The sequence below is a fragment of the Sphingoaurantiacus capsulatus genome, assembly GCF_042648405.1.
Classification (GTDB): Bacteria; Pseudomonadota; Alphaproteobacteria; order Sphingomonadales; family Sphingomonadaceae; genus Sphingoaurantiacus; species Sphingoaurantiacus capsulatus.
Genome location: NZ_JBHRXV010000001.1, coordinates 71,810 through 98,806 on the forward strand (window position 1 = coordinate 71,810; position 26,997 = coordinate 98,806).

23 protein-coding genes are annotated in these 26,997 nt (G+C 68.4%); 11 read left to right on the plus strand and 12 right to left on the minus strand.

The annotated features are described in order from the left end of the window. Nucleotides 1-81: 81 nt before the first annotated feature. From ruvA to ACFOMD_RS00390, 4 genes are all read right to left on the minus strand, one after another. On the minus strand, nt 82-696 hold the full coding sequence (ruvA, locus tag ACFOMD_RS00375) for a Holliday junction branch migration protein RuvA (RefSeq protein WP_380855077.1): 615 nt from the start codon (nt 694-696) through the stop codon (nt 82-84). Then, nucleotides 693-1,190: a crossover junction endodeoxyribonuclease RuvC gene (ruvC, locus tag ACFOMD_RS00380; protein ID WP_380855080.1), complete on the minus strand. Its 498-nt coding sequence runs from the start codon at nt 1,188-1,190 to the stop codon at nt 693-695. The genes ruvA and ruvC overlap by 4 nt, the downstream gene beginning before the upstream one ends. 184 nt (nt 1,191-1,374) lie before the next feature. Beyond that, on the minus strand, nt 1,375-2,118 hold the full coding sequence (locus ACFOMD_RS00385) for a YebC/PmpR family DNA-binding transcriptional regulator (protein ID WP_380855083.1): 744 nt from the start codon (nt 2,116-2,118) through the stop codon (nt 1,375-1,377). Nucleotides 2,119-2,193: 75 nt separating this feature from the next. Then, on the minus strand, nt 2,194-4,236 hold the full coding sequence (locus ACFOMD_RS00390) for a winged helix-turn-helix domain-containing protein (RefSeq protein ID WP_380855086.1): 2,043 nt from the start codon (nt 4,234-4,236) through the stop codon (nt 2,194-2,196). A 93-nt stretch (nt 4,237-4,329) separates the two neighbouring features. Here ACFOMD_RS00390 and ACFOMD_RS00395 point away from each other — a divergent pair, with 93 nt between their 5' ends. Beyond that, the gene (locus ACFOMD_RS00395; protein ID WP_380855089.1) at nt 4,330-6,243 is read left to right on the plus strand and encodes a hypothetical protein; all 1,914 of its coding nucleotides are present in this window, start codon (nt 4,330-4,332) and stop codon (nt 6,241-6,243) included. Between the two features lie 11 nt (nt 6,244-6,254). Further along, nucleotides 6,255-7,061, plus strand: a complete 807-nt coding sequence (locus ACFOMD_RS00400) for a hypothetical protein (protein ID WP_380855092.1) — start codon at nt 6,255-6,257, stop codon at nt 7,059-7,061. Here ACFOMD_RS00400 and ACFOMD_RS00405 read toward each other — a convergent pair. The 4 genes from ACFOMD_RS00405 to ACFOMD_RS00420 all read right to left on the minus strand — a co-directional run bounded on the left by ACFOMD_RS00405 (nt 7,033) and on the right by ACFOMD_RS00420 (nt 12,274). Beyond that, the gene (locus tag ACFOMD_RS00405; RefSeq protein ID WP_380855095.1) at nt 7,033-8,895 is read right to left on the minus strand and encodes a hypothetical protein; all 1,863 of its coding nucleotides are present in this window, start codon (nt 8,893-8,895) and stop codon (nt 7,033-7,035) included. The two genes, ACFOMD_RS00400 and ACFOMD_RS00405, sit on opposite strands and share 29 nt — an antisense overlap. A gap of 39 nt (nt 8,896-8,934) precedes the next feature. After that, nucleotides 8,935-9,606, minus strand: a complete 672-nt coding sequence (locus ACFOMD_RS00410; protein ID WP_380855098.1) for a helix-turn-helix domain-containing protein — start codon at nt 9,604-9,606, stop codon at nt 8,935-8,937. A 34-nt stretch (nt 9,607-9,640) separates the two neighbouring features. Beyond that, nucleotides 9,641-11,578: a TonB-dependent receptor plug domain-containing protein gene (locus ACFOMD_RS00415; protein WP_380855101.1), complete on the minus strand. Its 1,938-nt coding sequence runs from the start codon at nt 11,576-11,578 to the stop codon at nt 9,641-9,643. A 75-nt stretch (nt 11,579-11,653) separates the two neighbouring features. Next, the gene (locus ACFOMD_RS00420; protein ID WP_380855104.1) at nt 11,654-12,274 is read right to left on the minus strand and encodes a LysE family translocator; all 621 of its coding nucleotides are present in this window, start codon (nt 12,272-12,274) and stop codon (nt 11,654-11,656) included. A 143-nt stretch (nt 12,275-12,417) separates the two neighbouring features. On the opposite strand from ACFOMD_RS00420, the gene ACFOMD_RS00425 reads away from it, so the two are divergent. From ACFOMD_RS00425 to folE, 4 genes are all read left to right on the plus strand, one after another. Continuing rightward, nucleotides 12,418-13,827: an SLC13 family permease gene (locus tag ACFOMD_RS00425; RefSeq protein WP_380855107.1), complete on the plus strand. Its 1,410-nt coding sequence runs from the start codon at nt 12,418-12,420 to the stop codon at nt 13,825-13,827. 209 nt (nt 13,828-14,036) lie between these two features. Continuing rightward, nucleotides 14,037-14,972 carry a ribose-phosphate pyrophosphokinase gene (locus tag ACFOMD_RS00430; protein WP_380855110.1) on the plus strand — a complete coding sequence of 312 codons (936 nt, stop codon included), beginning with the start codon at nt 14,037-14,039 and terminating at the stop codon, nt 14,970-14,972. Nucleotides 14,973-15,037: 65 nt separating this feature from the next. Further along, nucleotides 15,038-16,726, plus strand: a complete 1,689-nt coding sequence (locus ACFOMD_RS00435) for a hypothetical protein (protein WP_380855113.1) — start codon at nt 15,038-15,040, stop codon at nt 16,724-16,726. A gap of 32 nt (nt 16,727-16,758) precedes the next feature. After that, a complete protein-coding gene (gene folE, locus ACFOMD_RS00440; RefSeq protein ID WP_380855116.1) occupies nt 16,759-17,397 on the plus strand; it encodes a GTP cyclohydrolase I FolE in 639 nt (212 codons plus the stop codon). Nucleotides 17,398-17,412: 15 nt separating this feature from the next. Here the strand turns inward: folE and ACFOMD_RS00445 are convergent, their stop codons facing one another. Further along, nucleotides 17,413-18,045, minus strand: coding sequence for a hypothetical protein (locus ACFOMD_RS00445; protein ID WP_380855119.1), 633 nt, complete (start codon nt 18,043-18,045; stop codon nt 17,413-17,415). Nucleotides 18,046-18,214: 169 nt separating this feature from the next. Further along, nucleotides 18,215-18,562, minus strand: a complete 348-nt coding sequence (locus tag ACFOMD_RS00450; protein WP_380855122.1) for a hypothetical protein — start codon at nt 18,560-18,562, stop codon at nt 18,215-18,217. Between the two features lie 236 nt (nt 18,563-18,798). On the opposite strand from ACFOMD_RS00450, the gene ACFOMD_RS00455 reads away from it, so the two are divergent. The 5 genes from ACFOMD_RS00455 (at nt 18,799) to ACFOMD_RS00475 (ending at nt 26,278) form a co-directional block, all read left to right on the plus strand. Next, nucleotides 18,799-19,938, plus strand: a complete 1,140-nt coding sequence (locus tag ACFOMD_RS00455) for a hypothetical protein (protein WP_380855125.1) — start codon at nt 18,799-18,801, stop codon at nt 19,936-19,938. After that, nucleotides 19,935-22,154: a hypothetical protein gene (locus ACFOMD_RS00460; RefSeq protein WP_380855128.1), complete on the plus strand. Its 2,220-nt coding sequence runs from the start codon at nt 19,935-19,937 to the stop codon at nt 22,152-22,154. Before ACFOMD_RS00455 ends, ACFOMD_RS00460 begins: the two co-directional genes overlap by 4 nt. A gap of 82 nt (nt 22,155-22,236) precedes the next feature. Continuing rightward, nucleotides 22,237-24,789, plus strand: coding sequence for a TonB-dependent receptor (locus ACFOMD_RS00465; protein ID WP_380855131.1), 2,553 nt, complete (start codon nt 22,237-22,239; stop codon nt 24,787-24,789). Between the two features lie 109 nt (nt 24,790-24,898). Further along, nucleotides 24,899-25,126, plus strand: a complete 228-nt coding sequence (locus ACFOMD_RS00470) for a hypothetical protein (RefSeq protein WP_380855134.1) — start codon at nt 24,899-24,901, stop codon at nt 25,124-25,126. A gap of 75 nt (nt 25,127-25,201) precedes the next feature. Next, nucleotides 25,202-26,278 carry a catalase family protein gene (locus ACFOMD_RS00475; RefSeq protein WP_380855137.1) on the plus strand — a complete coding sequence of 359 codons (1,077 nt, stop codon included), beginning with the start codon at nt 25,202-25,204 and terminating at the stop codon, nt 26,276-26,278. On the opposite strand, the gene ACFOMD_RS00480 is transcribed toward ACFOMD_RS00475, so the two are convergent. Then, nucleotides 26,241-26,624, minus strand: coding sequence for an antibiotic biosynthesis monooxygenase family protein (locus tag ACFOMD_RS00480; RefSeq protein ID WP_380855140.1), 384 nt, complete (start codon nt 26,622-26,624; stop codon nt 26,241-26,243). The two genes, ACFOMD_RS00475 and ACFOMD_RS00480, sit on opposite strands and share 38 nt — an antisense overlap. Further along, entirely contained in the window at nt 26,621-26,950 is a 330-nt protein-coding gene (locus tag ACFOMD_RS00485) for an NIPSNAP family protein (RefSeq protein ID WP_380855143.1), read from the minus strand. Before ACFOMD_RS00485 ends, ACFOMD_RS00480 begins: the two co-directional genes overlap by 4 nt. Nucleotides 26,951-26,997: the final 47 nt, after the last annotated feature.

Here is a 26,997-nt window from a genome sequence, read left to right on the forward strand (position 1 = left end):
CCATAAAAAACCTGCCAACTCCGCTGGCGCCGTCTTTGTCGGGCTGGGTCCCCGCCTTCGCGGGGATGACGGGAAGGAGGTTCAACGCGCGCTCTTCTTGAGCGCGACGCGCACGAGATCGCCGAAGCCGGCTTCCGGCCCCAGCTCGGCCTGTGCCTCGGCGACGGCGCGGCCCGCTTCGGCCGGGCGAAAACCAAGGTTGGCGAGGGCCGAAAGCGCATCGCGCACCGCGCTGTCGGCGGGCGAGGCAGCCACCGCCTGCACCGACACCGAAGGCCCGGCGCCGACGCCAAGCGTGCCGGCCTTGTCCTTCAGCTCGTTGACGATACGCGCCGCGAGCTTCGGCCCGACGCCGTTCGCCCGTGCCACGCTCGCCGTGTCGCGCATCGCGATCGCCGCCTGGATGTCGGCGGGCGGCAGCACGGAGAGGATGGCGAGCGCCACCCGGCCGCCGACGCCCTGCACGGTGGTCAGCAGGCGGAACCAGTCGCGCTCATCCTCGCTGGCGAAACCGAACAGCTGGATCGCGTCCTCGCGCACCTGCGTCTCGACATGCGCCACCACCGGCGACCCCATCGGGCCGAGCGCCGATAGCGTCCGCGCCGAGGCGGAGATCAGATAGCCGACGCCGTTGACGTCGATCACCGCGGCATCGGCCCCCGCCGACACCAGCACCCCGCTCAGCCGTGCGATCAACGGTGGACCCTCTCATATGCTTTTGCCGTGTTTAGGATATGCGCGTGCGCGATGGCGACCGCCAGCGCGTCGGCGGCGTCCGGGCCGGCGATGACGGTGCCCGGCAGCAGCCGCTTCACCATCGCATGCACCTGGCCCTTGTCCGCTTGGCCCGTGCCGACCACCGCCTTCTTTATGACGGTCGGCGCATATTCGCCGACGACGATCCCCGATCGGGCCGCCGCCAGCATCGCGACGCCGCGCGCCTGCCCGAGCTTCAGGGTCGAGCGCGGGTTCACGTTGACGAAGGTTTCCTCGACGGCGGCGGCTTCGGGGCGGTGTTCGGCGATCACCGCCTCCAGCGCCTCGAACAGCTGCGTCAGCCGCTGGCCGAGCGCCTCGTCGGCGCCGCTCTTCACCTGTCCATTGGCGACATGGCGCAAGCGATTGCCCTGCGCCTCGATGACGCCCCAGCCGGTGCTCTGCAGGCCCGGATCGAGGCCGAGGAAGATCATGGACGGCACCTTAGCGGATCACGCTAAATTCCCAACGGCGATTTCCCCTCGCCCGCTTGCGGGAGAGGGAGGAGCCCGCCGCGTAGCGGTGGGAGGGTGAGGGTGTTCTGCCGGTGGGGGCTCGCTGACGCTCGCACACCCTCACCTAAACTCTCCCGCAAGCGGGAGAGGGACTGGGCCGGCGTCAGCCCAGCTTCGCCAGCACGTCCTCGGGCACGTCGTAATTGCCCCAGACGGTCTGCACGTCGTCGTCTTCCTCGAGCGTGTCGATGAGCTTCAGCAGGGTGGCGGCATCGGCTTCCCCCACGGTGACCATCAGGCCCGGCTTCCACGCCAGCTTGGTGCCTTCCGCTTCGCCGAGCGTCGCCTCGAGCGCCTTAGCCACTTCGTGCAGGCTCTCGACCGAGGTCCAGATTTCGTGGCCCTCCTCACTCGATTCGACGTCGTCGGCGCCGGCTTCCAGCGCCGCCTCGAACACCTTGTCGGCGTCGCCCGCTTTCGCCGGATAGCTGATCAGGCCCTTGCGCTCGAAGCCGTGGCTCACCGAGCCGCCGGCGCCGAGGTTGCCGCCGTTCTTCGAGACGGCGGTGCGAACGTTGGTGGCCGTGCGGTTGCGGTTATCGGTCAGCGTCTCGATGATCAGGCTGACGCCGCCGGGGCCGAAGCCCTCGTAGCGCACTTCCTCGTAATTCTCGCTGTCGTTGCCGCCGGCCTTGTTGATGGCGCGCTCGATATTTTCCTTCGGCATGCCGCCGGCGCGGGCGGCCAGCACCGCGGCGCGGAGACGCGCATTCGCGTTGGGATCGGGCAGGCCCATCTTCGCCGCGACGGTCACCTCGCGGCTGAGCTTGGAGAACAGCGCCGAACGCTTTTTGTCCTGCGCACCCTTGCGGTGCATGATGTTCTTGAACTTGGAATGACCGGCCATCGCCGCGCGGGCCTTTCAACTAGGCGTTGTCGGAATGGCGCGGGTCATACGCGACCCGACCGGCCCGACGCAACTTCAGTCCTGCTTGAGCTCGATCAGCATCAGGTCCGCCTCGTCCAGCGTCAGCCGCGGCTGCACCACGGCCCCATCGGGGCGGAGCGCGAAATTGGGGCGGGAGGCGGTGCCGGCGGCGGTGACGGTGCGCGCCGGCCCTGACCAGGGCGTCAGGCGGATGTTGGTGCCGTCGGCGGCGTAGATGCCGGCCGAGGTGACCTCCCACGCCTCGCGATCGGGGGCGGTGATCGCCAGCGGGCGGACACGGCCGTCGCGGCCGAGCGCCGACAGGCGGGCATCGCTGGTACGGCGAACGTAGAGCGTGCCGTCGGGGCCGCGGCGCAGCACCACGGCGTCGCCAGCGGCCGGCACAACGATGGCGGCGCTGCCCGCCTGCCGCATCAAGCGCCAGCCAGCATCGGTGCGGGTCGTATAGTAGAGCGTGTCGTCCTCCCCCCAGGCGACGCTGCCCTTGGCGACGCCGTCCTCGGTGACGCGGCGCAGGCGGCTGCCGTCGGCGTCGACGGTGTAGATGTCGCTCTTCTGCTGCGCCACCGCGATGAAGGCGAGGCGCCGGCCGTCGGGCGACCAGCGCGGGGCGTAGAGATAGGAGCCGCGCAGATTGGTGACGCGCGCCGGCGCCGCACCGGGGCGCTGCACCCAGAGTTCGGCGGGGCCGCTCAGTTCGGAGACGAAGGCGAGACTGCCGTCGGCGGCGTAGGTCGGGTCCCAGTCGATGCCGGTGCCCTGCGTGATCGGCACCGCCGCGCCGCCGCCCGCCGGGACCGCGACGAGGTTGGCGCGGACGCGGGAGAGCTGCACCGCCAGCCGGCCGTGGCGGTCGGCGGACATCTGGCTGAACGCGGTGAGCCCGAGGCTGACCCGCTGCGGCGGCCGGCCACCGATGGTGTCGAGCGCCCACAGGCCGAAGTCGCCGCCGCGGTTGGTCGAGATGAACAGGGTGCGTGAATCGGCGCTCCACGTCAGCCCCGACGCCTTGAAGCCGTCATTGGTCAGCGGGCGCACCTCGCCGCTGTCGCGGTCGAGCACATAGGCGTCGTCGGCGCCGAGGGCGGCGGTACGGCGGAAGGCGATGCGGCGGCCGTCGGGCGAGACTGTGGCGCCCGCGTCGCCGGTGGCGCGCGCCGGCGGATCGGTGAGCGGCGTCAGCGCGCCGCCGGTCAGGTCGAGCGCGAACAGCCGGCGCGGGGCGTCCGCCGACACCCGGTCGGAGATGACCAGCGCATCGTCGCCGAGCCAGTCGACCATCGCGCTGGCATCGGTGCGGCAGCGGCCGACGACACGCTCCGCCCCGCGCGGCGGGCTCATCACCACCACGCTGCACGGCTGCCCGTCGATGTGCCGCACGAAGGCGAGGCGGCGACCGTCGGGTGACCAGGCGGGCGCAAGCTCGTCGGCATCGGGAGTCGCGGTCAGGCTGATCGGCGCGCTTTCGCCGACGCCCAGGCCCTGCAGGCGGATATCGCGGTTGCGGCCGAAGCCCCCGCCGCCAGCATAGGCCAGCCATTCGCCGTTGGGCGACAGCGCCGGATAGCTCTCCGTTCCCGCCTCGCGCGTCAACGGCCGCATCGACGCGGCGCTCCAGCTATCGGCGGCCGGGCGCAGCCAGAAGGCGAGCGCGAGCAGCGCCGGGATCGCCAGCAACAGCAGCGGCCAGCGGCGGCGCGGCGCCGCAACCGGTGCGGGTGCTGGCGCCACGCCCTCGAGGCGCAGCCGGTAGCCGATCTTCGGAATCGTATCGACCTCGACCGCCGGGTCGGCAGCGAGCACCTTCCTGAGCCGGCTGATCGCGCGGTTCAAGGCATCGTCGCCGACGATCAGCCCGCCCCAGCAGAGCTGCGAGAGATCATCGCGCGTCACCGCCTCGCCCTGGTTGCGCCACAGCGCGACCAGCACCTGCATGACACGCGGCTCGAGCGTCTCGACGCCCGCGTCCGATGCCACCTCCAGGGTCGCCGGCGACACGCGCAGCGCGCCCAGCCGGAAGGGCGGCTCGACCGAGGGGTCGATGCGGCGGCGGAAGGGGGCGAACGTCTCGTTCATGCGATCATCAGGAATCCATCAGGCGGCCGCCATGTCCAGCCCCCTCCATCTGCGCTTCAGCCGGGTTCGTCGAAAACAAGCAGGACCCCGGCCTTGGCACGCCCCCTTTCCACCTTTCGCCTGGCAACCGCCAGCCTCGCGCTGATCGCGCCCTTCTGGAGCGCCGCGACGGCGCAGACCACCCGCGCCGTCGAACAGGCAAACGATGCCTTCGGCGTGCGCGTCGGCATCGAGACGATCGGCCTCTATTCGGAAGGCCAGGTGCGCGGCATGAGCCTGCAGGACGCGGGCAACTATCGCTTCGGTGGCGCCTATTATGTGCGCGCCGCCAATTTGGTCGACCCGGTGCTGGCGGGCGTGACCATCCGCGTCGGCTTCAACGCGCTCGACTTCGACTTCCCGGCGCCGACCGGCGTCGTCGAATATCGCCCGCGCTCGCCGCTCGACTGGCAGGGATCGTCGGCCGAACTGGCACTTCGCGAATACAACAGCCCGTTCGTCGAGGGCATGACCTCGATCAAGCTTGGCGCACAGGCGGGCCTGCTGGTCGGCGCGCAGGCGAGCTTCTTCAACAGCTCGGCGGGAAACACCAACGACAGCTATCGGTTCGGCACCGTCGGCGAATGGCGCGGCGAGCGGGCGCGGCTGCTGGCGTTCGGCGCGCTCAACGTCTTCGATCTCGACGGCACCTACGGCAACAGCGTCAGCGGCGACGTGCTGCCGGGCAAGCAGAAGCAGCCCAACCGCTATGTGCCGAAATGGGGCGACCATGACGGCACCGACCTCAACGCCGGTCTGATCGGCAGCTATGAGGCGAGCGACGACCTGATGTTGCGCGGATCGGCGGTCTATTCGCGGCTCGATCTCGACAAGGCGGACTTCGCTTTGCTGTCGATGGACGCGACCGGGCGCGGCAGCGCGACGATCACCAGCAACCCGGCGCGCGACGCCGACGCCATCGCGCTGTCGGCGGGCGCCAGCTGGCGGCATACGCCGGGGCACCGGATATTCGGCGAGGTTCGCCTGCGCTCCAGCCGCAACCGCTTCGGCCAGGGCGTGTCGGTGCGCGTCGCCGAGTTCGACCAGGATGTCGGCCTCCCCGACACCCTTCAGCCCGTGGTGCCCGACGGCCCGCGCACCCGCGACACCGCGCAGCAGGTCACCGCCGGCGTCGGCTATGAGGCGAACTTCGGCGACCTCCGCCTGAAGGGTGGCGTGCAGCGCGCCTTCTACGAACGCGACTTCCAGCGGCCCGGCACGGCAGCCACCTCGACCGAGGAGGAGCCGTGGCTGTACGACCTGTCCGCCGTCGCCGCCTTCGCCGACCGCTGGACCGGCTTTGCCTCGATCACGCGCGGGCTGGAGGATACCGGCGTCGCACCCGCCAACGCCGTCAACCGCGACGAGGTGCTGCCGGCGATCGTCGCCGAGCAGCGCGAGGTGGGGCTGCGCTGGCGGCCGACCGATGCGGTCACCGTCATCACCTCCGCCTTCTCGATCGAGAAACCGGCGGCGGTGTTCGACGCGGCGGGCCGCTACGGCCTGTCGGGCGACCTGCGCCACCGCGGCGTCGAGCTGTCAGTCGCCGGGCGGCCGGTGCCTGAGCTGCGCATCGTCGCGGGTGCCGCGGTGCTCGACGCCGAACGCTCGGGCGAGCGTGTGGACCTCGGGCTGATTTCGAAGCGGGTGCCGGGCGTGTCGAGCTATCATGGCACCGTCGGCGCGACCTGGACGACCGGGCTCGACGGCCTTTCGCTCGACGCCAACATGGTCCACTGGGGCGCCCGCCGCGCGCGGTCGACCGGTAACCTCGAAACGCCGCCGTGGACGGTGCTCGATGTCGGCGGGCTCTACGCCTTCAGGATCGGCGACGCCGCTGCCTCGCTGCGGCTGCGCGTGCTCAACATCTTCGACAGCAAGCAGTGGGTGGCCAGCCGCTCCGAGCTTCTCGACCGCGTCAACCGGCGCGGCGTCCGCCTGTCGCTCACCCTTCGCCAGCAAGACTGAGGAAAAAAACCATGATGCTTGCCCTGCTCGCCGCTGCCGCGGCCTGCCCGTCCCTGCCCGGTATCGGGCCGGTGCTGACCCCCGCCACCAACTATGTCCTGGTCGGCGAATATCACGGCACCGTCGAGATGCCGGCGGTGGCGGCCGATGTCGCCTGCGCCGCCGCCATCACCGGCCGTCCCGTGATTTTCGGGGTGGAGTTCACCCCCGACAGCCAGTCCGCCCTCGATGCCTTCATGGCGTCGGACGGCGGCACGGCCGCCCGCTCCTCGCTCCTCGCCGCCCCCGCGTGGCGCGAGCCGGGCGGCCGCACCACCGCCGCGATCCTCGACATGCTGGAAAGCGTGCGGCGGCTCGGCAAGGCGCGCACCGTAAAGCTCATCGCCTTCGATACCGCGCCGACGCCGACGGGCACCTCGCCCGAGCGCGAGGCGGCGATGGCGGTGGCGCTGTCGGCGGCACGCGCGAAGCAGCCCGATGCCATCGTCGTCGCGCTGACCGGCGCGGGCCACGCCGACAAGGAGGGATTCACCTCGGCGAAGCCGCCGTTCCTTGCCGCCGCGGGGCGGTTGCCGGCGGCTGAGACGGTGTCGCTGAGCTTCATGCGCCCGGGCGGGCAATTCTGGGGCTGCGCCTCCCCGACCGGCGACGCGAGCGGCGGCTGCAAGGCCTATGACATGCCGCCGCGCGAACCGGTGGTGCCGCGCGGCATCACGCTCGACCCGAAGCTGCGCGGCGGCTTCGACGGTCTCTATTCGGTCGGCGGCAGCTACACCGCGTCGAAGCCGCCTAGCGCGCCGGGCACGGCGGCCCGGTGATCGCCGCGCGATCGAGCGCGGTGGTGATCGCGACCAGCTGCGCATCGGTCAGCCGGTCGAGCTGTTCGAGCGCGGTCTGCGCCGGATCATAGGCGGCCACCGCGCCACGGTTCACCGCCATCCACGCGACGATCTCCTCGATCAGCCGCTTATTGGCGATGCCGTGGCCACTGGTGCCGCCGAGTAGCGGGCTGAAGATCGACGCGAAGGCGAGGCGCGGCGAGGTGGCAAAGCGGATTTCGGACAGCTTGGCGCGATATTCGAGCTCGGCGTTCCCGAGCGTGCAGTCGCCGGTGTAGCTCGCTTGATCGAGGACATGCCGCCCTTCGTGCGCGGTGATGCTGTAGGCGACCATCGTGTCCCAATAGGCGCCCCGGAAGGCACCGGCGAAATCCTCGCCGGGCTTCAGCCGTCCGCGCACCTGCGCCGCCAGCCCGTCCAATCCGGCGAGCCGCAGCCGGTTGCGCACGCCGGGGAGGAACGCCGCCTCCTTCCCCGCCGCCACCGCGATCACGCGGTCGGTCGGGCGCTGCGTCTCGATCTCCGCCAGCAGCTTTTCGCGCGCCGGGCCGGGGACAACGGCGCGCGTCCAGGTGTCGATGCCGGTGCGATAGGGCTGGCGGACCTGCACGATGGTCGCGCCGTCGACCGCCCAGCCGCCCGGCTGGCCGCCGCCGTCCTGCAGCCAGCCCGAGAAGCTGTTGTGGACCATGTTGTCGAGCAGGATGAAGCGGATGTCGCCCTCGCGCCCGTCCTGCGCCGTATGCTGCTTTTCGTCGACGATGACATGGCCGAGGTGGATGCCGGCGACGCCGTTGGTGCGCCCCGGCTCGGTTCCGAACAGGCCGAAGGCCGCGCCGAGCACCTCCATCGGCTTGCCCTTGGGGTCGATCTTCGCGGCTGCCCCTTCGACGATGGCGGTCAGGCGCTTTTCGTAGGCCTCCTCCTCGGTCGCGCCCTTGCGGGCGTAGAGGCGGTCGTGCGCGAGGATTTCGCGGTCGATCGCGTCGCGGAAGTCGAAATAGACGGCGAGACGCTGCCAGCGCGGGCCACCGACTTTCGCCAGCCCCTGCCGTTCCGCATAGCCGCGCGCGTCGCGGTAAAAGCCGGCGCGGACCAGCAGGTCGGCCAGGTCGAACGCCGCCACCGGGTCAGAGGTAGCGGCGAGGCCGCGCGTAAAAGTGGCGGTGACCTTCGCGGGATCGAACCCGATCGCGGAAGGCGCACCCTCCCCGGCCTTCAACCAGAACCAGTCGCGCCAACCGGCAATCGCCGCGCTCGCATCGCCGGCTAGCAGGCCGAGCGCCAGTTGCAGCGCGGTGCCCTGCGTCGTCAGCCGCGCGTCCTCGGGCAGCGCGGCGAGGTTCGCCAGCCCGTCCTTCGCCACCCGCACTCGGTCGGGCGCCTGCATCGCCGAAAGCTGGAACCGACGCACACCTTCCAGCGCCACGCCCGGATCGGTGGCGACGCATTTATCGGCGAGCGCGGCGGCATCCGCCGGGAGCGGCGCGGTCGGTGACAGTTCGTTGAGGATGCGCAGGCGAAGTTGCGCCGCCGGGCATGGATCGGGGTCGCCGGGGAGGCTGGCGGCGAGAATGGCGGCGGCCTTGGTCGCATCGGCATCGGCGAGCCAGGCGATACGCGCCAGTTCCCGGCTGGCGGCGGCGCGGTCCTTCGCCGAAGCCTTGGGATCGGCGGCGACCTCGCGGTACAGCGTCTCGGCGCGGTTGACGTCGAACAGCCCGTAGGCAGCGCGCGCGTCCTCGAGGGTGGCGGCAGTGGCGGGCGCGGCGGTGAGCAGCACGGCGGCGAGGAGGAGGAAAGTCCGGTTCATGCCGCTCCTCTCGCCCAGGCCCGGCGGCGCCGTCTTGAACTAATCGGACAGGCTACGCCGCCACGTCATCGGCGACTGACCGGTGAGGGTGCGCACCGCGCGGGTCATATGCGGCTGGTCGGCGAAGCCCCAGTCGTGCGCGATGCCCGCCAGCGGCTCGTCGCCGGTGACGATGGCGCGCCACGCCCCGCGCGCCCGCACCCGCCAGCGATAATGCGCCGGGGCGATGCCGAAGGCGGCGGCGAAGGCGCGGGTCACCGAGCGGGCGGAGACGCCTTGCATTGCTGCCCAATCGGCGAGCCCCAATTCCTGTGATGCACCCAGTGCCGCCGCCAGCCGGTCGGGAAGATCATCGTCGTGCGGGGCCGTCTCGGCCCGCACCAACGCCGCGAGTGCCGCCGGATCATCGGCTGCCGCGCGCACTACCTCTTCCGGATCGTCGACCACGCCCGACGCCAGCCGCAGCGACAGGCCCACGGGCAGCGTGATGTTGACCACCACCGCGCCGCGCGCGCCGATCCGGTCGCCGTGCGCCGAGAAAGGCGAATGGACCACCACCTGACCCGCCTCGACCTTGCGCCGCCCGCCATCCCCCGCCTCGGCATAGCCGCCCGACAGCACGATCGCCGCATAGGGCGCGTCATGGCTGTGCCAGCCAAGCTGCTGGCCGGGGGCGAGGCGCTGCGCGAGACGGTCGAGGGACGAGGTCATCGCCGCCTTTTTAGCCGCTCGCGCGAACCCTCGCCTAGTGCTGTCCGCCGAAGCTGAAGCGCAGTCCGCCGTTTACCGTGAAACCTTCCGCCGGCGCCCAGCCGTCGACCGTCCAGTTGCCGTCGGTGGCGCGCACCGGGCGGATCAGCGGGTCGTATTTGGTCTGGCGGACGTTCAAGATGTTCTCGGCATTGACGAACAGCCGGACGTTGCCGACCACGATTTCGCCGAGCAGACCCATTTCAACATAGGGTTTGCTCTCGGTGCGGAACGGGTTGTTATCGAGCTGCTGGCGGCCGGTGTAGTAGGCCTCGAAGCCGACACGGCCCTTGCCATGCTCCTCCCACATCGCGACGAAGCCCGCCGTGTTGCGCGGGGTCAGCGGCACGGTGCGCCGCCCGCCCGCCGCATCGGGCTCGGTCGAGCGCAGGTGAACGTAGCTGCCGGTCAGGGTGAAGCCGTTCCAGCGGTAGCGCAGCATCAGCTCGGTGCCATAGGTGCGGGTGGTGCCGAAGTTCACCAGCTGCACGCGCGCGGGGCCGACATCCTCGAGCCGCACGGCGTCATGCATGTGCGATCCGAACAGCGTGACGTTCGCCTCGATCGGCCCGGTGCGGTAGCCGACGTCGATCGACGCCGATTCCGCCGTCTCCGCCTTCAGCCCGGCGAGCGGTGCCAGTCGCGACAGGCCGGCCGCCTCGATCTCCTCGACGAAGGGCGTCGGTGCATAGAAGCCGCTGCCCACCGAGGCGCGCACTGTCCAGCGCTCGGGCCGGTAGAGCAGCGAGACGCGCGGGCTGAACTTGGTGCCATATTCGCTGTGATCGTCGAGCCGGGCGCTGCCGGCGAGCGTCACCACCTCGCTCAGGTCGTGCTCCGCCTGCGCGAAGATCGCCGGGACCGTGTAGCGATAGTCGAACGCCGGGAACGCCTTCGAGCGGTAGCCGTCGGTCTGCACCGCGAAGCCGGCGAGCAGCGAGGTTCCCTCTTCACCGGTCGACACCGAGGCTTCGGCGAAGGCGGTGTCGTGCTCGTCATTCTCGACGACGTCGCCGAACTGGTGGCGATGATCCTGCAGCATGCCCGCCGCGCGGATGTGCAGAGTCGCGCCGCCGATCGGGTAGCTGGCGACGAGGCCGGCATCGAAGCGGTCGCTGTCCTGCGCCTGCACGAACGGGCGGCCGTCGGGGACGGTGCGGCCGGCCTTGGTGCCGCCGACCCGTTCCTCGGTCATCGCGCCGACGGTGATGAAGGCGGTCGCGCCGTCGTCGCCCTCCCAGAACAGCCGCGGCCGCGCCGTCCAGCGCTCGAAGCCCGCCATGTCGAGCCAGCCGTCGTCGTCGAGGTCTTGGCGGTCCTGCCGGTGATAGCCGCCGACCACCGACGCGCCCCAGCCACCGCCGATCGGCGTCGCGCTGTACAGCGTCAAATCCTGCCCGCCACGGCTCGTCAGATTGGCGAGCGTTTCGACCTGCAGTTCGTCGCCCGGCCGCCGCGCGACGAGGTTGACCACGCCGCCGAGCGCCGAGGGGCCATAGAGCGCCGACGCCGCACCCTTGATGACCTCGACCTGGCCGAGATCGGTCGGCGCGATCTGCAGCAGCCCCAGCGACGACGCCTGCCCACCATAGAGCGGCAACCCGTCGGCGAGCAGCTGCGTGTAGCGCCCCTTCATGCCGAGCACGCGGATGTTGGCGGCGCCGAGCGCGGGCGAAGTGGTCTGCAATCGCACCCCGCCGGTCTCGCTCAGCAGCATCGCGATGTTGCCGGGCCGCATGAGGATTTTCTCTTCGATCTCCTCGCGGTTCAGCACCTCGACGCGGATCGGCTCGTCGTGCACCCGCCGGCCGGAACGCGTCGCCTGAACGACGATCTCCTCGGCTTCTTCCTCGCCTTCCGCCTCGGGCGTCTCCTGCGCGTAGGTCGGGGCAGAGAGCAGGGCGGCGGCAAGCAACAGGCGTCGGCGAAACATCGAGTTCCTCGGCATCACATTGGGACGCCGCGGCTGATGCACCCTGTAGCCGCTACAGGGTCAAGGCCCGATCGATCAGCGGCGCATTGCCGCGGTGGCGACGCCCGCCGCCACCAGCACCCCGCCGCCGGCCCGCTGCGTCCAGCGGCGAACGCGCGGCCCGCGGATCAGGCCCGAGGCTCGGGCCGCGGTCAGTGCGTAGAGCGTGTCGGTGCAGCCGACGATCACCGTGCAGGTGAGCGCAAGGATCACCGCCTGACCGAAATAGGGCTGGTCCGGCCGGATGAACTGGGTGGCGAAGGCGACGAAGAACAGCACGGTCTTCGGATGGAAGGTGCCGACCATGACGCTGGTCATGAACGCCGCCCGCGCGCCGATGGCTTTCCCCGGCGCCGCCTCGTCGACCGCGCCGCCGCTCTTCACGATGGCGATGAGGCCGATGGCGATCAGATAGGCCGCGCCGGTCCACTTCAGAATCGCGAACGCCATCACCGACGAGGCGAGGATGACGCCGGCGCCAGCCAGCGACACGCTGATCGCGATGAGGTTGCCCACCGCCATCCCGGCCACCGAGATCAGCGCCACGCGCCGCCCCGAGCTGAACGCGAAGCCGATGATGCTGGCAACGCCGGGGCCGGGGATGAGCCCCATGACGAGGCAGGCGGCGGCGAAGGCGAGCCAGAGATGAAAGTCCATGCGAATCTCCTTCCCGCCGCCACAGCATGCGCCGCCCGCGCCGGTCATCCTGCCATACGACGGATCGGCGGTGCCGGTCGACCAATGCCGCCCTTCCCCGCCCTCCGGCCCGCCGCTAGTCTGGGCGCGGGGAGGCAGCACATATGGCGCCGCGCATCGGATTCTGGCTGGGGCTGGCGCTGTTCGCGCTGATGATGGTGCTGCCCGCGCCCGAAGGCCTGTCGCTCGAGGGCTGGCGGGTCGCCGCCGTGGCGCTGCTCGTCGGCACCTGGTGGATGACCGAGGCGCTGCCGCTGCCGGCCACCGCGCTCTTACCCTTCCTGCTGTTCCCGCTGCTCGGCGCCGGGTCGGCGGCGGACGTGGCGTCGGACTATTATTCGCCGGTCATCTTCCTGGTGCTCGGCGGCTCGCTGATCGCGCTGTCGATCGAAAGGGTCGGGCTGCACCGGCGCATCGCGCTCGGCATCGTCAAGCGCGGCGGCACCTCGCCGCGCGCGCTGCTGTTCGCCTATATGGTCGCGACAGCGCTGGTCAGCGCCTTCGTGTCGAACACCGCGACCGCCGTCGTCATGCTGCCGATCGCCCTTGCCCTGATCCGCGCGGTTGTGCCCGAGGAAGAGGCGCAAGGGGCGCAGCGGCCGTTCACCGCCGCGCTGGTGCTGGGCGTCGCCTATGCGGCGTCGATCGGCGGGCTCGCCACCATCGTCGGGTCGCCGACCAATGCCATCGCTGCCGGGCTGATCGAGAAGACCAGCGGCATCGAGATCGACTTCGTCACCTGGGCCGCGTTCGGCACGCCGCTGGTGCTGATCGCCATTCCGCTGGCGTGGTTCATCATCGCGCGGGTGCTCAACGTGCCGACGACGCCGCTCGACCGCGCGCAAGTGCTGGCCGGGATCGGCGCGCCGGGGGCGTGGGGCGTCGGCGAGCTGCGGTTGCTGCCGATCCTTGCCGTCACCGTCTTCTGCTGGGTCGCCTTCCCCTTCCTGCGTGAACCCTTCGGTATTCCACCCATCGACGACGGCATGATCGCGGTGGCGGCCGGGCTGTTGGTGCTGATGGTGAGCGACGGCAAGGGCGGGCGGCTGCTCGACTGGGGCGACACGGTGCGCGCGCCGTGGGGCGTCATCCTGATGTACGGCGGCGGCCTCGCGCTGGCCGAGGCGATCACCGGCACCGGGCTTTCCACCTGGATGGGCGAGCAGTTGCGCGGCGTCGGCTCGCTGCCGGTGTGGGCGATCGCGCTGATCCTGACCGGCCTGGTGGTGATCGTCACCGAGTTCGCCTCGAACGTCGCCACCGCGACCGGCTTCATGCCGGTGATCGCCGGCCTCGTGCTGGTGCTCGGCATCGACCCGGCGCTGCTCGCCTTCCCGGCGGCGTGCGCGGCGAGCTGGGGGTTCATGATGCCCGCGGGGTCGGCGCCCAACGCGCTGGCGCTGGCGACGGGCTATCCGAAGGTCGCGGACTTCATCAAGACGGGGTTCTGGCTGGATCTGCTGGGCATTCCGCTGATCGTCGCGGTGTGCTTCGCGGCGGCGGCGCTGACCTAACGCTCATCGTCATCCCCGCGAAGGCGGGGACCCAGTCCACAAGCAAAAGGCGCCCGCGGTAGCGGGCAGTGCTTTTCAAAGGGCTGGGTCCCCGCCTTCGCGGGGATGACGATTTAGCCATTGTGACAATGCGCCCCAACGCCGCTTGCGCTCTCCCCCTACCCGCCGCTAGTGAGCGGCGGGCATTTCCAGCGAAAGAGCGGCGCGCGATGAAGATCATGGCAGGCAACAGCAATTTGCCGCTGGCACGCGACATCGCCGCCTATCTCGAAATGCCGCTGACCGACGCCGCCGTGCGCCGGTTCGCGGACGAGGAAATCTTCGTCGAAATCCACGAGAATGTCCGCGGCGAGGACGTGTTCGTCATCCAGTCGACCTCGGGACCCGCCAACGACAACCTCATGGAGCTGCTGATCTGCATGGACGCGCTGAAGCGCGCGTCGGCGAAGCGGATCACCGCGGTCGTTCCCTATTTCGGCTATGCCCGGCAGGACCGGAAGCCCGGCCCGCGCACGCCGATTTCGGCGAAGCTGGTCGCCAATTTGATCACCACGGCGGGCGCCGACCGCGTGCTGTCGGTCGACCTGCACGCCGGGCAGATCCAGGGCTTCTTCGACATCCCGACCGACAATCTCTACGCCGCCCCGGTGATGGCCGCCGACATCCAGGCGCGCTTCCCGCTCGAGAATCTGATGGTGGTGTCGCCCGACGTCGGCGGCGTGGTGCGCGCCCGCGCGCTGTCGAAGCGCCTCAACAACGTGCCGCTGGCCATCGTCGACAAGCGCCGCGAGCGCGCCGGCGAGTCGGAGGTGATGAACATCATCGGCGACGTGGCGGGCCATTTCTGCGTCCTCCACGACGACATCGTCGATTCGGCGGGCACGCTGTGCAATGCCGCCGCTGCGCTGATGCAGGCGGGCGCCACCGGCGTCGTCGCCTATGTCAGCCACGGCGTGCTGTCGGGCGGCGCGGTGGCCCGCGTCGAAGGCTCGGCGCTGACCGAGCTGGTGGTCACCGATTCGATCATCGCGCCGGAAGCCGCCAAGGGCGCGAAGAAGCTGCGCTTCCTCACCATCGCGCCGTTGCTCGGCGAAGCGATCCGCCGCATCGCCGACGAAAGCTCGGTGTCGAGCCTGTTCGACTGATGCGCGGCCGCCGGTTACTCGCGGCGGCGTTTTTCCTGTTCAGTGCGCCGGCGAGCGCCGCGACGATGGACGCGGACAGCGCCCGTGCGCCGGTCATCGACACGCTGGTCACCCGCTCCGGTCACTGGCGGCTGCTAGATGCCGGGCGCGACGGCGACCTCTCGCGCTATCTGTGGACGCTCGACGAGGCGCCGGCGTTCGTGCGCGTCATGGTCTGCAAGCGCGCCTTCACGCATGAGGCGGGCGACGACGCGGCGCTGGACCTGACGCCGGTCGACACCACCGTTCGCCACAAGGGCGAGACCTACCGCTGGAATCTTCAGGTGGCGCAAGGCGCCTGCCGCATCGCGCAGAACCGCGAGCCGGTGACGCCCAACGCCGGCTGGCTGCGCGCCGCGGTGAAGGAAGGGCGTATTCCCGCCTATCGCCGCGAGGCGTCGTTCAAGCCGATGGCGCGCGCCGGGCTGATGCGTGATCCGCGCGACCTCGCCGCCTATGATCCCGCGTCGCTCGGCGGCGAAAGCTCGAACAGGAATTTCGTCGGCGTCACCTCGGGACAGGGCGGCGAATATCCGTCGTCGCGCGGCTTCCTCCACGATGTCGACGCGCGGGTGATCGATGCGGCGCTGCACGACGAGGACATTGCGCGGACGTGGGACCAGATCGCGGCGCATAGCTGGTACAGCCTTTCGCAGCCGCAGGGCGCGGTGTGGAGCGCCGCCAACCATGTCAGCGTCGACCCGCAGTTCCCACAAGCCGGCGACCGGCCGTGGGAGATCGCCAACGCCGGGGGCCGGGTGCGCCCCGACGTCGACAGCGTCATCCCCGCCGAGCGCTGGAGCCGCGATGTCTCGCACCTCGAAAACACCGGCTTCGTCCACTGGATCGCCACCGAGGACCCTGTCGCCGGCCTCGTCGTGCAGCGGCAGGCCGCTTACGCGCTGGCGAGCTGGTACGAGTACCGCCGCAAGCGCGGCGACACGCGCTACCACGCCTTCGACGAGCAGGAGCGCGGCGCCTACAATATGCTCTCCGCGGCGTGGAAGGCGCGCGATGTCTCCACCCGCACCGCCTCGGCGAAGGGCAGCGTGATCTGGCGGCCGGCGCGCACCGCGAAGATGGCCGAGGATTTGATCGCCGACCTCGACACCCGCTGGTACCGGCCGATGGCGACCGCCGCTGCCGGGCCGTCCGACGCCTGGGTGCGCAACCTCGCCGGCCTGCCGCTGTCCAACCCCTACCCCGGGCGCTGGAAACGCGCCGACGGCGGCGGCGAACTCAGCTTGCGCGGCAGCTCCGCCTTCATGCTGCCGCAGTACGGCAAGGAACCGCTCTACCTGTGGAGCCGCGCCGGCGACGCCCGCGTGCGCCGCTGGTTCGCCACCGCGGCGCGGCACCTCACCATACGGGTACTGTACATCGGCGGCGCGCGCGGCATCGACCGGTCGGAGGATTTGCGGGGATCGAGCCTGCCCGTCGCACCGGTCGGCACCCCGCCCTTCACCGACCCGAAAGGCTGGGCGGCATGGACGAAGGCGCTGCCGATCGCGGCGGGACCGACCGACCGCTTCGACGGCGCCAGCCTCCACACGCTGACGCAGGTGCGCGGCACCTTGCGGCTGGCGAAGGGAGCCGGACTGGACGTTGCGGAGTTGGATCAGGCGCTGGCCCGCATCGACGCGGACTGGTCGCGGACGATGAAACCACGCTATGCGGAGCTCGAATCCGCCAAGCATTGGGCGGCGCCCGAATAGGCGTGCCCGGACAGGACTGGGGAAGGAAGACGATGGCCGGCCACGATCACAGCGCTCCCGGGCACGACCACGAATGCGGCGACCTCGTCGAGGCGCAGAACCGCGACGCTAACGTGCCGCCGCCGGTGATTGATGCGGTAAAGGAGCTGATCCGCTGGGCCGGCGACGACCCCGACCGCGAAGGCCTGCTCGACACGCCGGGCCGCGTCGCCCGCGCCTTCCTCGAATATTACAAGGGCTATCAGGAGGATCCCGGCGTCCACCTGTCGCGCACCTTTGAAGAGGTCGGCGGCTATGACGAGATCGTGCTGCTGCGCGACATCCCCTTCCAGTCGCACTGCGAGCATCACATGGCGCCGATCATCGGCAAGGCGCACATCGCCTATCTGCCCAAGGATCGCGTGGTCGGCATCTCGAAGCTGGCCCGCGTCCTCCACGGCTACGCCCGCCGCCTGCAGGTGCAGGAACGGCTGACCGCGGAAGTCGCCGACTGCATCTGGACGCAACTTCACCCGGTCGGCGTCGCGGTGGTGATCGAGGCGAGCCACGCCTGCATGAGCGCCCGCGGCGTCAACACGCCCGGCGTGACGATGACCACCAGCCGGATGATGGGCGTGTTCCGCGAGGACGAGAAGAGCCGGCGCGAGGTTCTGGCGCTGATGGGGCTTTAAGGCCGCGGCACCGGTCTATCGGCGGCGCGACGCCGGGCGCGTGCTCGGGTCGTCGCAGATGAACATGAAGCCGCCGCGGCCATTGTCGATCGCATAGGAGGAAAGGCCGGCGGGAACGCCCGGCATCCCCTCGCAAGGCGGCGTGCCGACGGCGGGGGCGGGCGCGGCGGCGGGGGCGGCGCCGGCCACCGTCGCCGACGCCACGATCTGCCGCGCGGGCGTAGCCTTCTTCGCTGCGCCGGTCGCTTGCGGCGCCGGCTCGCCCCAGCGGCGCAACTCGACGTGCAGCGGGCTCGGTTCCAGCGACCGGCTGGCGCCGTTCGCCCCGTCGACCACCGCGCCGACCAGCCCACCGATCAGGAAATTGCCGCCGATGCCGAGCACATAGTCGCTGCCGCGCACCTTGCTGACGATCTCCGCCTCGGCCGGATGATAGCCCGGCTTGCTGATCGTGACGTCCACGCTCTTCTTCCGGTGAAGCTCGAGCTTGCACGGCGTGGTGCAGCTCATCCCGTTCGACAGCTTCGCGAGCGCCGCCGGCGGCTCGGAGACGATCGACACGTCCTGATGGGTGCCCCGCACCACCGTCGCACAGCCCGGCAACAACCCGCACGCCGCCGCCAGCATCGCCACATCAACCGTCCGCATACACCCCTCCACACCGCAACCGGTGCGCCGGAGATTAGCGGCGAGGCGATAACGAAAGCCTACGCGCCAAGGTTACCGGCGGGCTAAGGATGCGTATCTTCGCAAAGGGCAAGCAGCGGGCGTTGCGCGGGCGGCCGGCGCCGAGAGCCGTCAGGCGCGAGCGCCGCCCCTAGTTGACGTATTTCACCACCGTCATCGTCGTCGCGATCTCGTCGCCGGCGGGCAACTGGCTCACCACCAGCACGGCATCGCCGCCGAGTGCCCGAACCTGCTTCGCCACCCCCTTGCTGCCGATCGCCGTCCCCGCGAACCGCCCGGCTCCGCGCCGATCGACGATCGTCCCCAACACCCGATACTTCCGCGGCGGCTCCCCACCCTGCCAGAAATCGATACCGCCGGTGGTGACCCGTGCGCCGCCCTCGCCGGCGTAGTTGATGTGGGGGTTTACGTCCTGGGCGTGGGTGGAGGTGGTGGAGAGCGCGGTTAGGGCGAGGGCGGTGAGGAGGAGGTGGCGCATGGCAAGTTTTAGACTGTCCGAGCAGTTCGGCTTTCGTCAACCGTGCGTTTCAATCGTCCCCACCAAAGCGGCGACCAAGTGACCTATCATGTTGTGCCGCACACGGTAGCCGCCAGAACCCAGCGAGCGGCATCTGGAAGGTTCTATTACAAGCTCGTATGGAATGCCGTCGTAGCGTGCTCCTGTGATGTTGGGCTCGGGCCGCAGCATTGCGGCGCTATTCAGGGAGATGCTGCGTGAAGCTAGTAAGTCGCACTACAATTGCTGCCGTTGAGGCGCAACTGCGCGACCTTGCTAACCAGCCTCCCAATTTCTCTCTGCAGATTCCGAAGGATATCGCCCACGCCGCAGCAGGCGGTGGCGCGGCAGCGGTCCAGTTGCTCATTAGCTGGGCGCAACAGCAGAATTTACCTACTCTGCGCACTTACCTCACTGCCGGAAAGCCTCAGCAAGTAGAAGAATTTGTATCATATTTGCATGGAATCATTGCAGTTCTCATCTCTAGCGCCGCTTACGACAACAAGACGAAAACCGATCTCATGCCGTCTCTAAGGTCGGCAGCGCTACAAAGGCTTGAGGTTTTGCAAGGCGTCCGCCCACGAAATGCCATGCGTGGACCCGATTTCGACCTGCTGTGCTTTGATCACCTTAATCGAGGCGCGCCGTTCCTTCTCTATAGGCCGGGAGCACTGCAGCCGCGCGACCGCCACGAATTTATGGCGGTAACGCGTATAGTGCTCCAGGCAATTGTGCCCGCCGCGCGGCTGCGCGATCTTCCGAGCGATCTCACGGAGGCGTTAGGCGGCATCCTCTTCGAGACTTTCCGCAACACGGCGGATCACGCTCGGCGTGACTTAGCAGGCAATGTTCTCACTCGATCGGTACGTGGCATCCACGCGAGGCGCTACGAGCCTCGCGCCGAATTTCTACCGCAAATTACCGAAGGCTATGAGCCTCTACAGCGCTATTGCGAACGGATGCGTCCTGATGGGAACTCGCGATGGCTTCAGTTCATCGAACTCTCCATCTTCGACTCTGGCCCAGGTTTTGCCCAAGCTGCTTCGGGAAAACCGATTAGCGAGCTAAGTATCGAGGAGGAGCGCGCCATTGTTAGCGACTGTTTCTTAAGAGGTCGCACCTCCAAACGTCGCGCGGGGTTCGGCGAGGGCTTGCCCCTAGTCATTCGGCTTTTACGTCGTCATCGAGGCTTCCTACGCCTACGCACTGGGCGATTGTCACTTCACGCAGATCTATCAACCGGCGGCAACGAAGTATCTCCCGCCTTTGAGTCATGGGTACCGGCGGGGTATCAAGCTGCGCCGCCTGTCACCGGCTCTCTTCTGACCATCATTCTACCGCTGGATCCAGTAGAATGAACCGCTGGTTCGCTCAGCGACTAGATGTGGAAGAAGCATCTAGGCGACATGATGTGCTGTTCGCTTTCTTGGCAACGCAAGAACTCGACGAACAAGGCCTTGCCGCCCTCATCGAAGAGGAAGTCGATTCACGCCTCGTCCCCGACGATCTAATTGTGCTTGTTCGTCAAGCCGTATTCGAGGAAACAAAAAAGGCCTTCGCTACATCTCCCACTCTTCAAACCATTGAAGGCCGCTTCTGCGGCAGATGCGTCATTACACTTATTGGATACGACGCTGATGGTGCAGAGACAAATCGCATTCGCGTGCTAGCCGAAGGCGATCCTTCAGCGCTGCGGCTTGAGGACGTCAAGCGCCCACTGCTAACAGCAATATTTCGCAAGCACGGCGGCTTTGTTGAATCTACACCGAGCTATCATTTCGAGAATCCATCAAAAAGGCACACCGAACGTTTCATTCGGCTTTCAAATATCTTGGTGAGGGGGACTGAGATTGCATTCCTCGCCTTCTGCACCCTTCCTTTTATACCGGCAGAGGTCCGGGTGGCATACATTGATACTCCCTCCCTCTACGCTGTGGTTGCTGCGATTAACGAACAGCGTGCTTCGCTGGCGCCCGATCGCCAACCTTTGCTGGCAGATAATTTCGGATCGTACCGAGGTTTAGAAAGTTACCAATTTAGCATTGGCCCCGAGGCGATTGTCTTGATTTCGGCCTCATCAAGCGGGGGCATGGCTCGTCGATTTATTGATGCTTTCGGCTTCGACAAAGATCGGGTTGTCTACCTGCTGTTCCTAGGCGCACCGGGAGCCTTAAGGATCGTGTGCGACCTAAGCAAAGACAGCAGAGCCAACCCTCAGGGCTACCAGCATGAACCCAGTGGCGAGCGTGAGGGCGACTGTCGCATGTGCCGCGCTGGCTCGGCAGCCTTGCCATTGCTAGGCGACCAGTTCGACATCCCAGGGCCGCGACCAGAACCGCTTCTTATTCAGAAATCTTATAAGCAGCCCGATTTGACGGAGCTAATGGGAAGGCTCGCTGGCGAGCATATCTTTTCTGTAGGCCTCGGGACGCCTCAGGGCATACAGCCAAGGCAGTTCTACATTGACCCGATAGCTCTCCTCGGCGCCAAGCAATTCGGGTCTCGGTTAGCTTATGTGTTAAGCCGGATAACACCGGCACAACTAAGTTTCGTCATCTATTTGGACGACCGCTCACGGCCACTCGCGGATAAAGTCGCGGCAGTTCCAGGGGGCGCACCAAAGGTCATTGCATATAATGAGCTAGATCAATTGCCGCACGGGACCTCGACACCTCTCATGATCGTCGCTGCCGTCGTGGAAAGCGGTCGGAGCCTACAAGATGTTAGCCGCGACCTGCGCAACATCGTTCCGAAGGCTCCGCTCATCTATCTTGTAGGTCTATCGAAGTCGACCGGCGAAGACCGCCGTAACGCACTATCGCGAACGCTAGCGCAGGTTGATGCGCCAATCCCTCACGAATTTTACGCGGTTGAGCAACTTGTCTTGCCCTCCTCAACAGAGGACCACGCATGGGAAGCCGAACGCCGCCTACTGTCCGATCCCGCCTTTGATAGCCTTATACCCGAGGAGTTGCGACCGATCGTAATGGGACGAATCGAGCGGCTTGGTTCAGCTGCCGCCCCGTTGATTGATGATCTGTTCGTGGCAAGCCGCGCAGCACACCCTTTGAAACTTCAACAAGGGTTCGTGTTTTGGCCGGATGGGCTCGCCGACAAATCCTCGCAGGCAGACGTCTTCTTCACGATCGCCTCCGTATTACAATTCCTTCGCGCGAGCGCTGAAAAGCCAGGAGTGCGCGCGGCGCTGCGAGATAATTGGTTTCAGCAGACTTTGCTTGCGCCTGGTAACTTCGGCCGCTTCAATGATGGCGTAATTCAAGCGAGCCTTCTGCGCGCTGCCCGCCCATGCGAACTCAACTACGCCGCCGACCCTGCTGCTAGTCGCGAGATGCAGCGCATCGTTCGGCGGATCGTCGAGGCGTCTGATAAGGATCGTGGCGAGGCCGCCTATGAGTTCCTGCTCGCGCTAGCCAGTGGTCGCATGCATCTGTGCGCAAACGACGTGACCAAGCTGCTTGCCGATTGCCCTACAGCAAGCGCTGAAGTGCGACTTATGATCGAAGCTTGCCGCCGCTTTGCTATCGACGCTGATGATGGTGTTAAGCCAAATTAGTGACAACCTAGGCCGTCACACCCCCGTCACGACCACCGCCTAATCCCCCGGCTCGCACTATCCATCCCGCGGGGGTTTTCACATGAAGTCGTTTCGTCCGTCGCGCGCCGCCGTCAGCCTGATCGCGCTGGTCGCCGCCCTGCCCGCCGCCGCGCAGGAAGCCCCCGTTACCACCGCCGACGCCGAGGTCGCCGCCGACGAAATCGTCGTCACCGCGCAGCTGCGCGCGCAGAACCCGATCGATGTGCCGATCGCGCTGACCGCCTATTCGGGCGAGTTCCTCGACAGCCTCGGCGTGCAGGAATTCGACGAGCTGTCGGCGTTCGTCCCCGGCTTCGAGGTGCAGAACCAGTCGCCCAACAACCCCGGCTTCGTGATGCGCGGCATCACCTCCGATTCCGGCACCGCCTATAACGAGCCGCGCGTGTCGGTCTTCCAGGACGGCGTCTCGATTTCCAAGTCGCGCGGCTCCTATGTCGAACTGTTCGACCTCGAGCGGGTCGAGGTGGCGAAGGGCCCGCAGTCGACGCTCTATGGCCGCGGCGCGCTGATCGGGGCGGTGAACCTGATCCAGAACAAGGCCGATCCGCGCGTGGCGGAAGGGCAGATCCGATCGTCGTTCGGCAATCAGGGCGCGTGGATGCTGGAGGGCATGGCGAACGCGCCGCTGTCCGACACCGCCGCCTTCCGCATCGCCGGCCGCGTGAAGCAGCGCGACGGCTATGTCGAGAACCTGCTCGGCGGCGAGGATTTCAACTCGACCGACACGCAGGCGGTGCGCGCGTCCTTCCACGCCGCGCCGACCGAGATGCTGACCGTCGACGTCATCGCCAACTACCAGCATGACGAGCCGTCGGGCACCTCGTTCAAGTCGCGCAGCTTCAGCCCGACCGATCCGGCCACCGGCACCGTGCTCGGCGGCCGCGACCCGTGGCAGGGTGCGGCGCTGGCGCCGGGCGCCGGCTTCGAGGGCGGCAAGGCGCTGGGTCTCGACCGCGACGTCTGGGGCGTCACCGGCCTCGTCGACCTGAAGTTGGGCGACGCTTTCACCCTCGCCTCGATCAGCGCCTATCGCGAGTTCGACTCGCTGGAGGTGTTCGACGCCGACGGCATCTCGCTGCCGGCGCTCACCGCCGCCGAGGACGCGCGCGGCGAGCAGACCAGCCAGGAATTCCGCCTGCAGTTCGACGACGGCGGCGCGGTGACCTGGTTCGTCGGCGCCAGCTATTTCCATGAGGACGGGTCGCAGCGCACCCCGGCGCAGTTCGACGAACGCGTGCTGCTCAGCCGCCTCACCGGCCTGCTCAACGGCCCGATCCCCGGCCGCCCGGCGACCGACCCGGCGCCCGCCGCCGCGTTCAACAGCACCGCCTTCACCGGCGCTATGCTGCAGGGCGTGGCCGCTGCGAGCGGCGTCGCGCTGGCCGCGCCGCTGGCGCAGGCGATCGCCGCGAACCTGAAGCCAGCGCATCTGGAGAGCACCACCAATTTCAGCCGCACCAAGGCGTTCGACCTGTTCGGCGATGTGACGGTGCGCGTGTCCGACCAGTTCGAGATCGGCGCAGGGCTTCGCTACAGCCATGACGACAAGCGCTCGTCGATCGCCTCGTCGGTCGCCAGCCGCTCGATCCTCGGCGGCTTCATCGGCGCGCTCGGGCAGCCGGCGGCGACGCGCACCGCGCTGCTCACCGCGCTCGCCGCCCCGGGCGCGGCGAACATCCCGACCTCGGCCGCCTATCCGGTGCCGCTGTTCGGCCTCGCCGCGCAGCCGACGATCGGCAACGGCACCGTCGTCAGCGACGAGCACAAGGACAGCGGCTTCACCTGGCGCCTGACCGGCCGCTACGAGGTGAATGACGACGCCAGCCTCTATGCCACCTATGCGCGCGGCCGCCGGCCGGAAGTGCTGACCGCCTCGGCGCCGTCCGCCCCGTTCGGCGCGGCCCGCTTCTCGACGCTCGATGCCGAGACGGTCGACAGCTTCGAGGTCGGCGCCAAGGCGGCGCTCGCTGACCGCACGCTGTTCCTCGACGGCGCGCTGTTCTTCTACCAGTACGACAATTTCCAGACGACCGAGCAGCAGGGCGTGATCTTCGTCACCACCAACGCCGGCGAAGCCGAAGCTTACGGCTTCGAGGGTCAGGCGCGCTGGGCGGCGGGCGAGAATGTCGACCTGTTCGCGACCTACGCCTACAACCACAGCCGCTTCAAAACCGGCGCGCGCAACGGCAACCGCTTCCGCCTGTCGCCCGACCACAGCCTGTCGTTCGGCGTCGATTTCCGGGTGCCGGTGGGGGCGGGCGAAGTGAGCTTCCGCCCGACCTGGACGCACCAGTCCGAAGTGTTCTTCGACGACGACAACGACCGTCCGGACCTGCAGCAGCCGCCCGCCGCGCTGGTCGCCGACAATGTGCAGGACGAGCGGCAGAAGGGCTTCGGCCTCGTCAACGCGCGCCTCGGCTATGAGCCCGAAGGCGGCATGTGGCGGGTCGAGGCGTTCGTCGATAACCTCTTCGACACCAACTACATCAAGGACGCCGGCAACACCGGCGACGGCCTCGGCATGCCGACCTTCATCGCCGGGGAGCCGCGCTTCTACGGTCTGAGCGCGACCTTGCGCTTCGGCGGGCGCTGATCGGCGGTACGGGGGCGGCGGCGACGCCGCTCCCGTATGCCACGATCCGTCGCAAATCCTGCGCCCGATCCGGCAATCGCCGCGTTCTGCGCTTATGGTTGACCCGACGATGAAAGAGGCCCGCACGCTGGTGCAGGCGGTGCGCGATGCCGCTGCGGTGCATCGCGTCACCTGGGAAGCGCTGGTGCCCAACCACCTCGAGATCAACCTCGACGCCGAGCCGGCCGAGGATGCTGCCTATGCCGAGATGGCGAGGGCGAAGAAGCGCCTCCGCGACCATCTCTGCGACACCTACGGCATTTCCGCGCGCGAACTGGCGAGCCTCGCCCTGCCTTAACCGTCAGGCGCAGCGACGCGGCGGAACATGCCATCGGCGCAGCGGTTCCTTGCCCACCCCGCAAGGAGCGCACCGATGCCCACACCCGTTCGCTATTCGCCCGCCGTCGAGACGCCCGCGGAAGACGAGGCGGAGATCAGCGCCGGCATCAACGCCGCACTGCGCGAAATCCTCGAGACCACCGCCAGGGATTACGGCCACGCCGTGCGCAGCGTGCACGCCAAGAGCCACGGCATCTTCGAAGGTGTGTTGACCCTCGCGGACCACCTGCCGCGCGAACTGGCGCAAGGCATCGCTGCGCGGCCGGGGGCGCACCCGGTGATCATGCGGCTGTCGACCAACCCCGGCGACATATTGCCCGACGATATCACCGTGCCGCGCGGCGTGGCGCTGCGCATCTTCGAGGTCGACGGCGAGATGCTGCCGAGCGCCGAAGGCCTGCCGGCGCAGGATTTCATCATGGTCAACGGCCCGGCGTTCAACGCGAAGGACACCAAGCCCTTCCTCGCCAGTCTCAAGCTGCTCGCCAAGACGACCGACCGGATGGAACGATCGAAGAAGCTGATCTCGGCGATGTTCCGCGGCGCGGAGACGGTGCTGGAGGCGGTCGGGCTGGAGAGCGCCACCCTGAAGGCGCTCGGCGGGCAACCGGCGACGCACCCCTTGGGCGACAGCTTCTTCACGCAGACCGCCTATCGCTACGGCGACTATATCGCCAAGCTGTCGCTGGCGCCGGTGTCGCCGCAGCTGCTCGACCTGCACGACAAGAAGATCGACATCGGCGACCGGCCCGACGCATTGCGCGAGGAGATCGACGCGGTGATCGCGGCGAAGGGCGGCGAATGGGAGCTGCGCGTGCAGCTCTGTACCGACCTCGACAAAATGCCGGTCGAGGACGCCTCGGTCGAGTGGGACCAGGCGCAGAGCCCGTTCCGCGCGATCGGCCGCGTCGTGGTGCCGCCGCAGCCCGGCCGCTCGGCGGAAATGGCGCGCCGCGTCGATGACGGCATGGGCTTCAGCCCGTGGCAGGGCCTTGCCGCGCACCAGCCGCTCGGCGTCGTCAACCGGGCACGTCGCTCCGCCTATCCGATGTCGGCGGCTTTTCGCGCCGCCTTCAACGGCTGCCCGGTGATGGGGCAGACGCGCGGCTGACAGCCTCGTGCGTGGCGCGGCTGTCCGCCGGCGCCTGCTCGCGGTCGTCGCGGCCATAGGCGCGCACCACCTCGGCGATGCGCAGGCGATAGTCGCTGAACACCGAACAGCGTCCCTCGGCCTGTGCCTGACGATGCACCGGCAGCGCACGCCAGGCAGCGACCGCCGCCTCGTCGCGCCAGCAGGACAGCGACAACAGCTTGCCGGGCTCGGTCAGGCTCTCGTAGCGCTCCATCGACAAGAAGCCGTCGACGCCTTCCAGGATCGGGCGCAGCGCGGCAGCGAGGTCGAGATAGCGGGGCATCTGGCCGTCGGCAGGCCAGGATTCGAACAGCACCAGGATCATGACTGCACCTGCGGCGCATGCGGCGCCGAGGCGAGGCGCAGGAACAGGCGGTCTTCGCGGCGGATGAACTGCTCGCGACGGGCGAAGGCAAAATTCTCGCCGCCGAGCGGATCGTCGCGCAGCCGGGCGCGATACTGTTCATAGGCGGCGAGGCTTTCGATCATGTAGACGCCATACGCGGTGGTCGCCGATCCTTCGTGCGGCGCGAAATAGCCGATCAGGTCGGCGCCGCAGCGCGGGATCGCCTGCCCCCAGTTCCGGGCATAGTGGTCGAACGCCTCGGTCTTGCAGGGATCGAGATCGTAGCGGATGAAGCAGGCAATCATGGCGAGGCCTTCCGGTTGTCGAGGCGGCCGGCATAGCCGCCGATGCC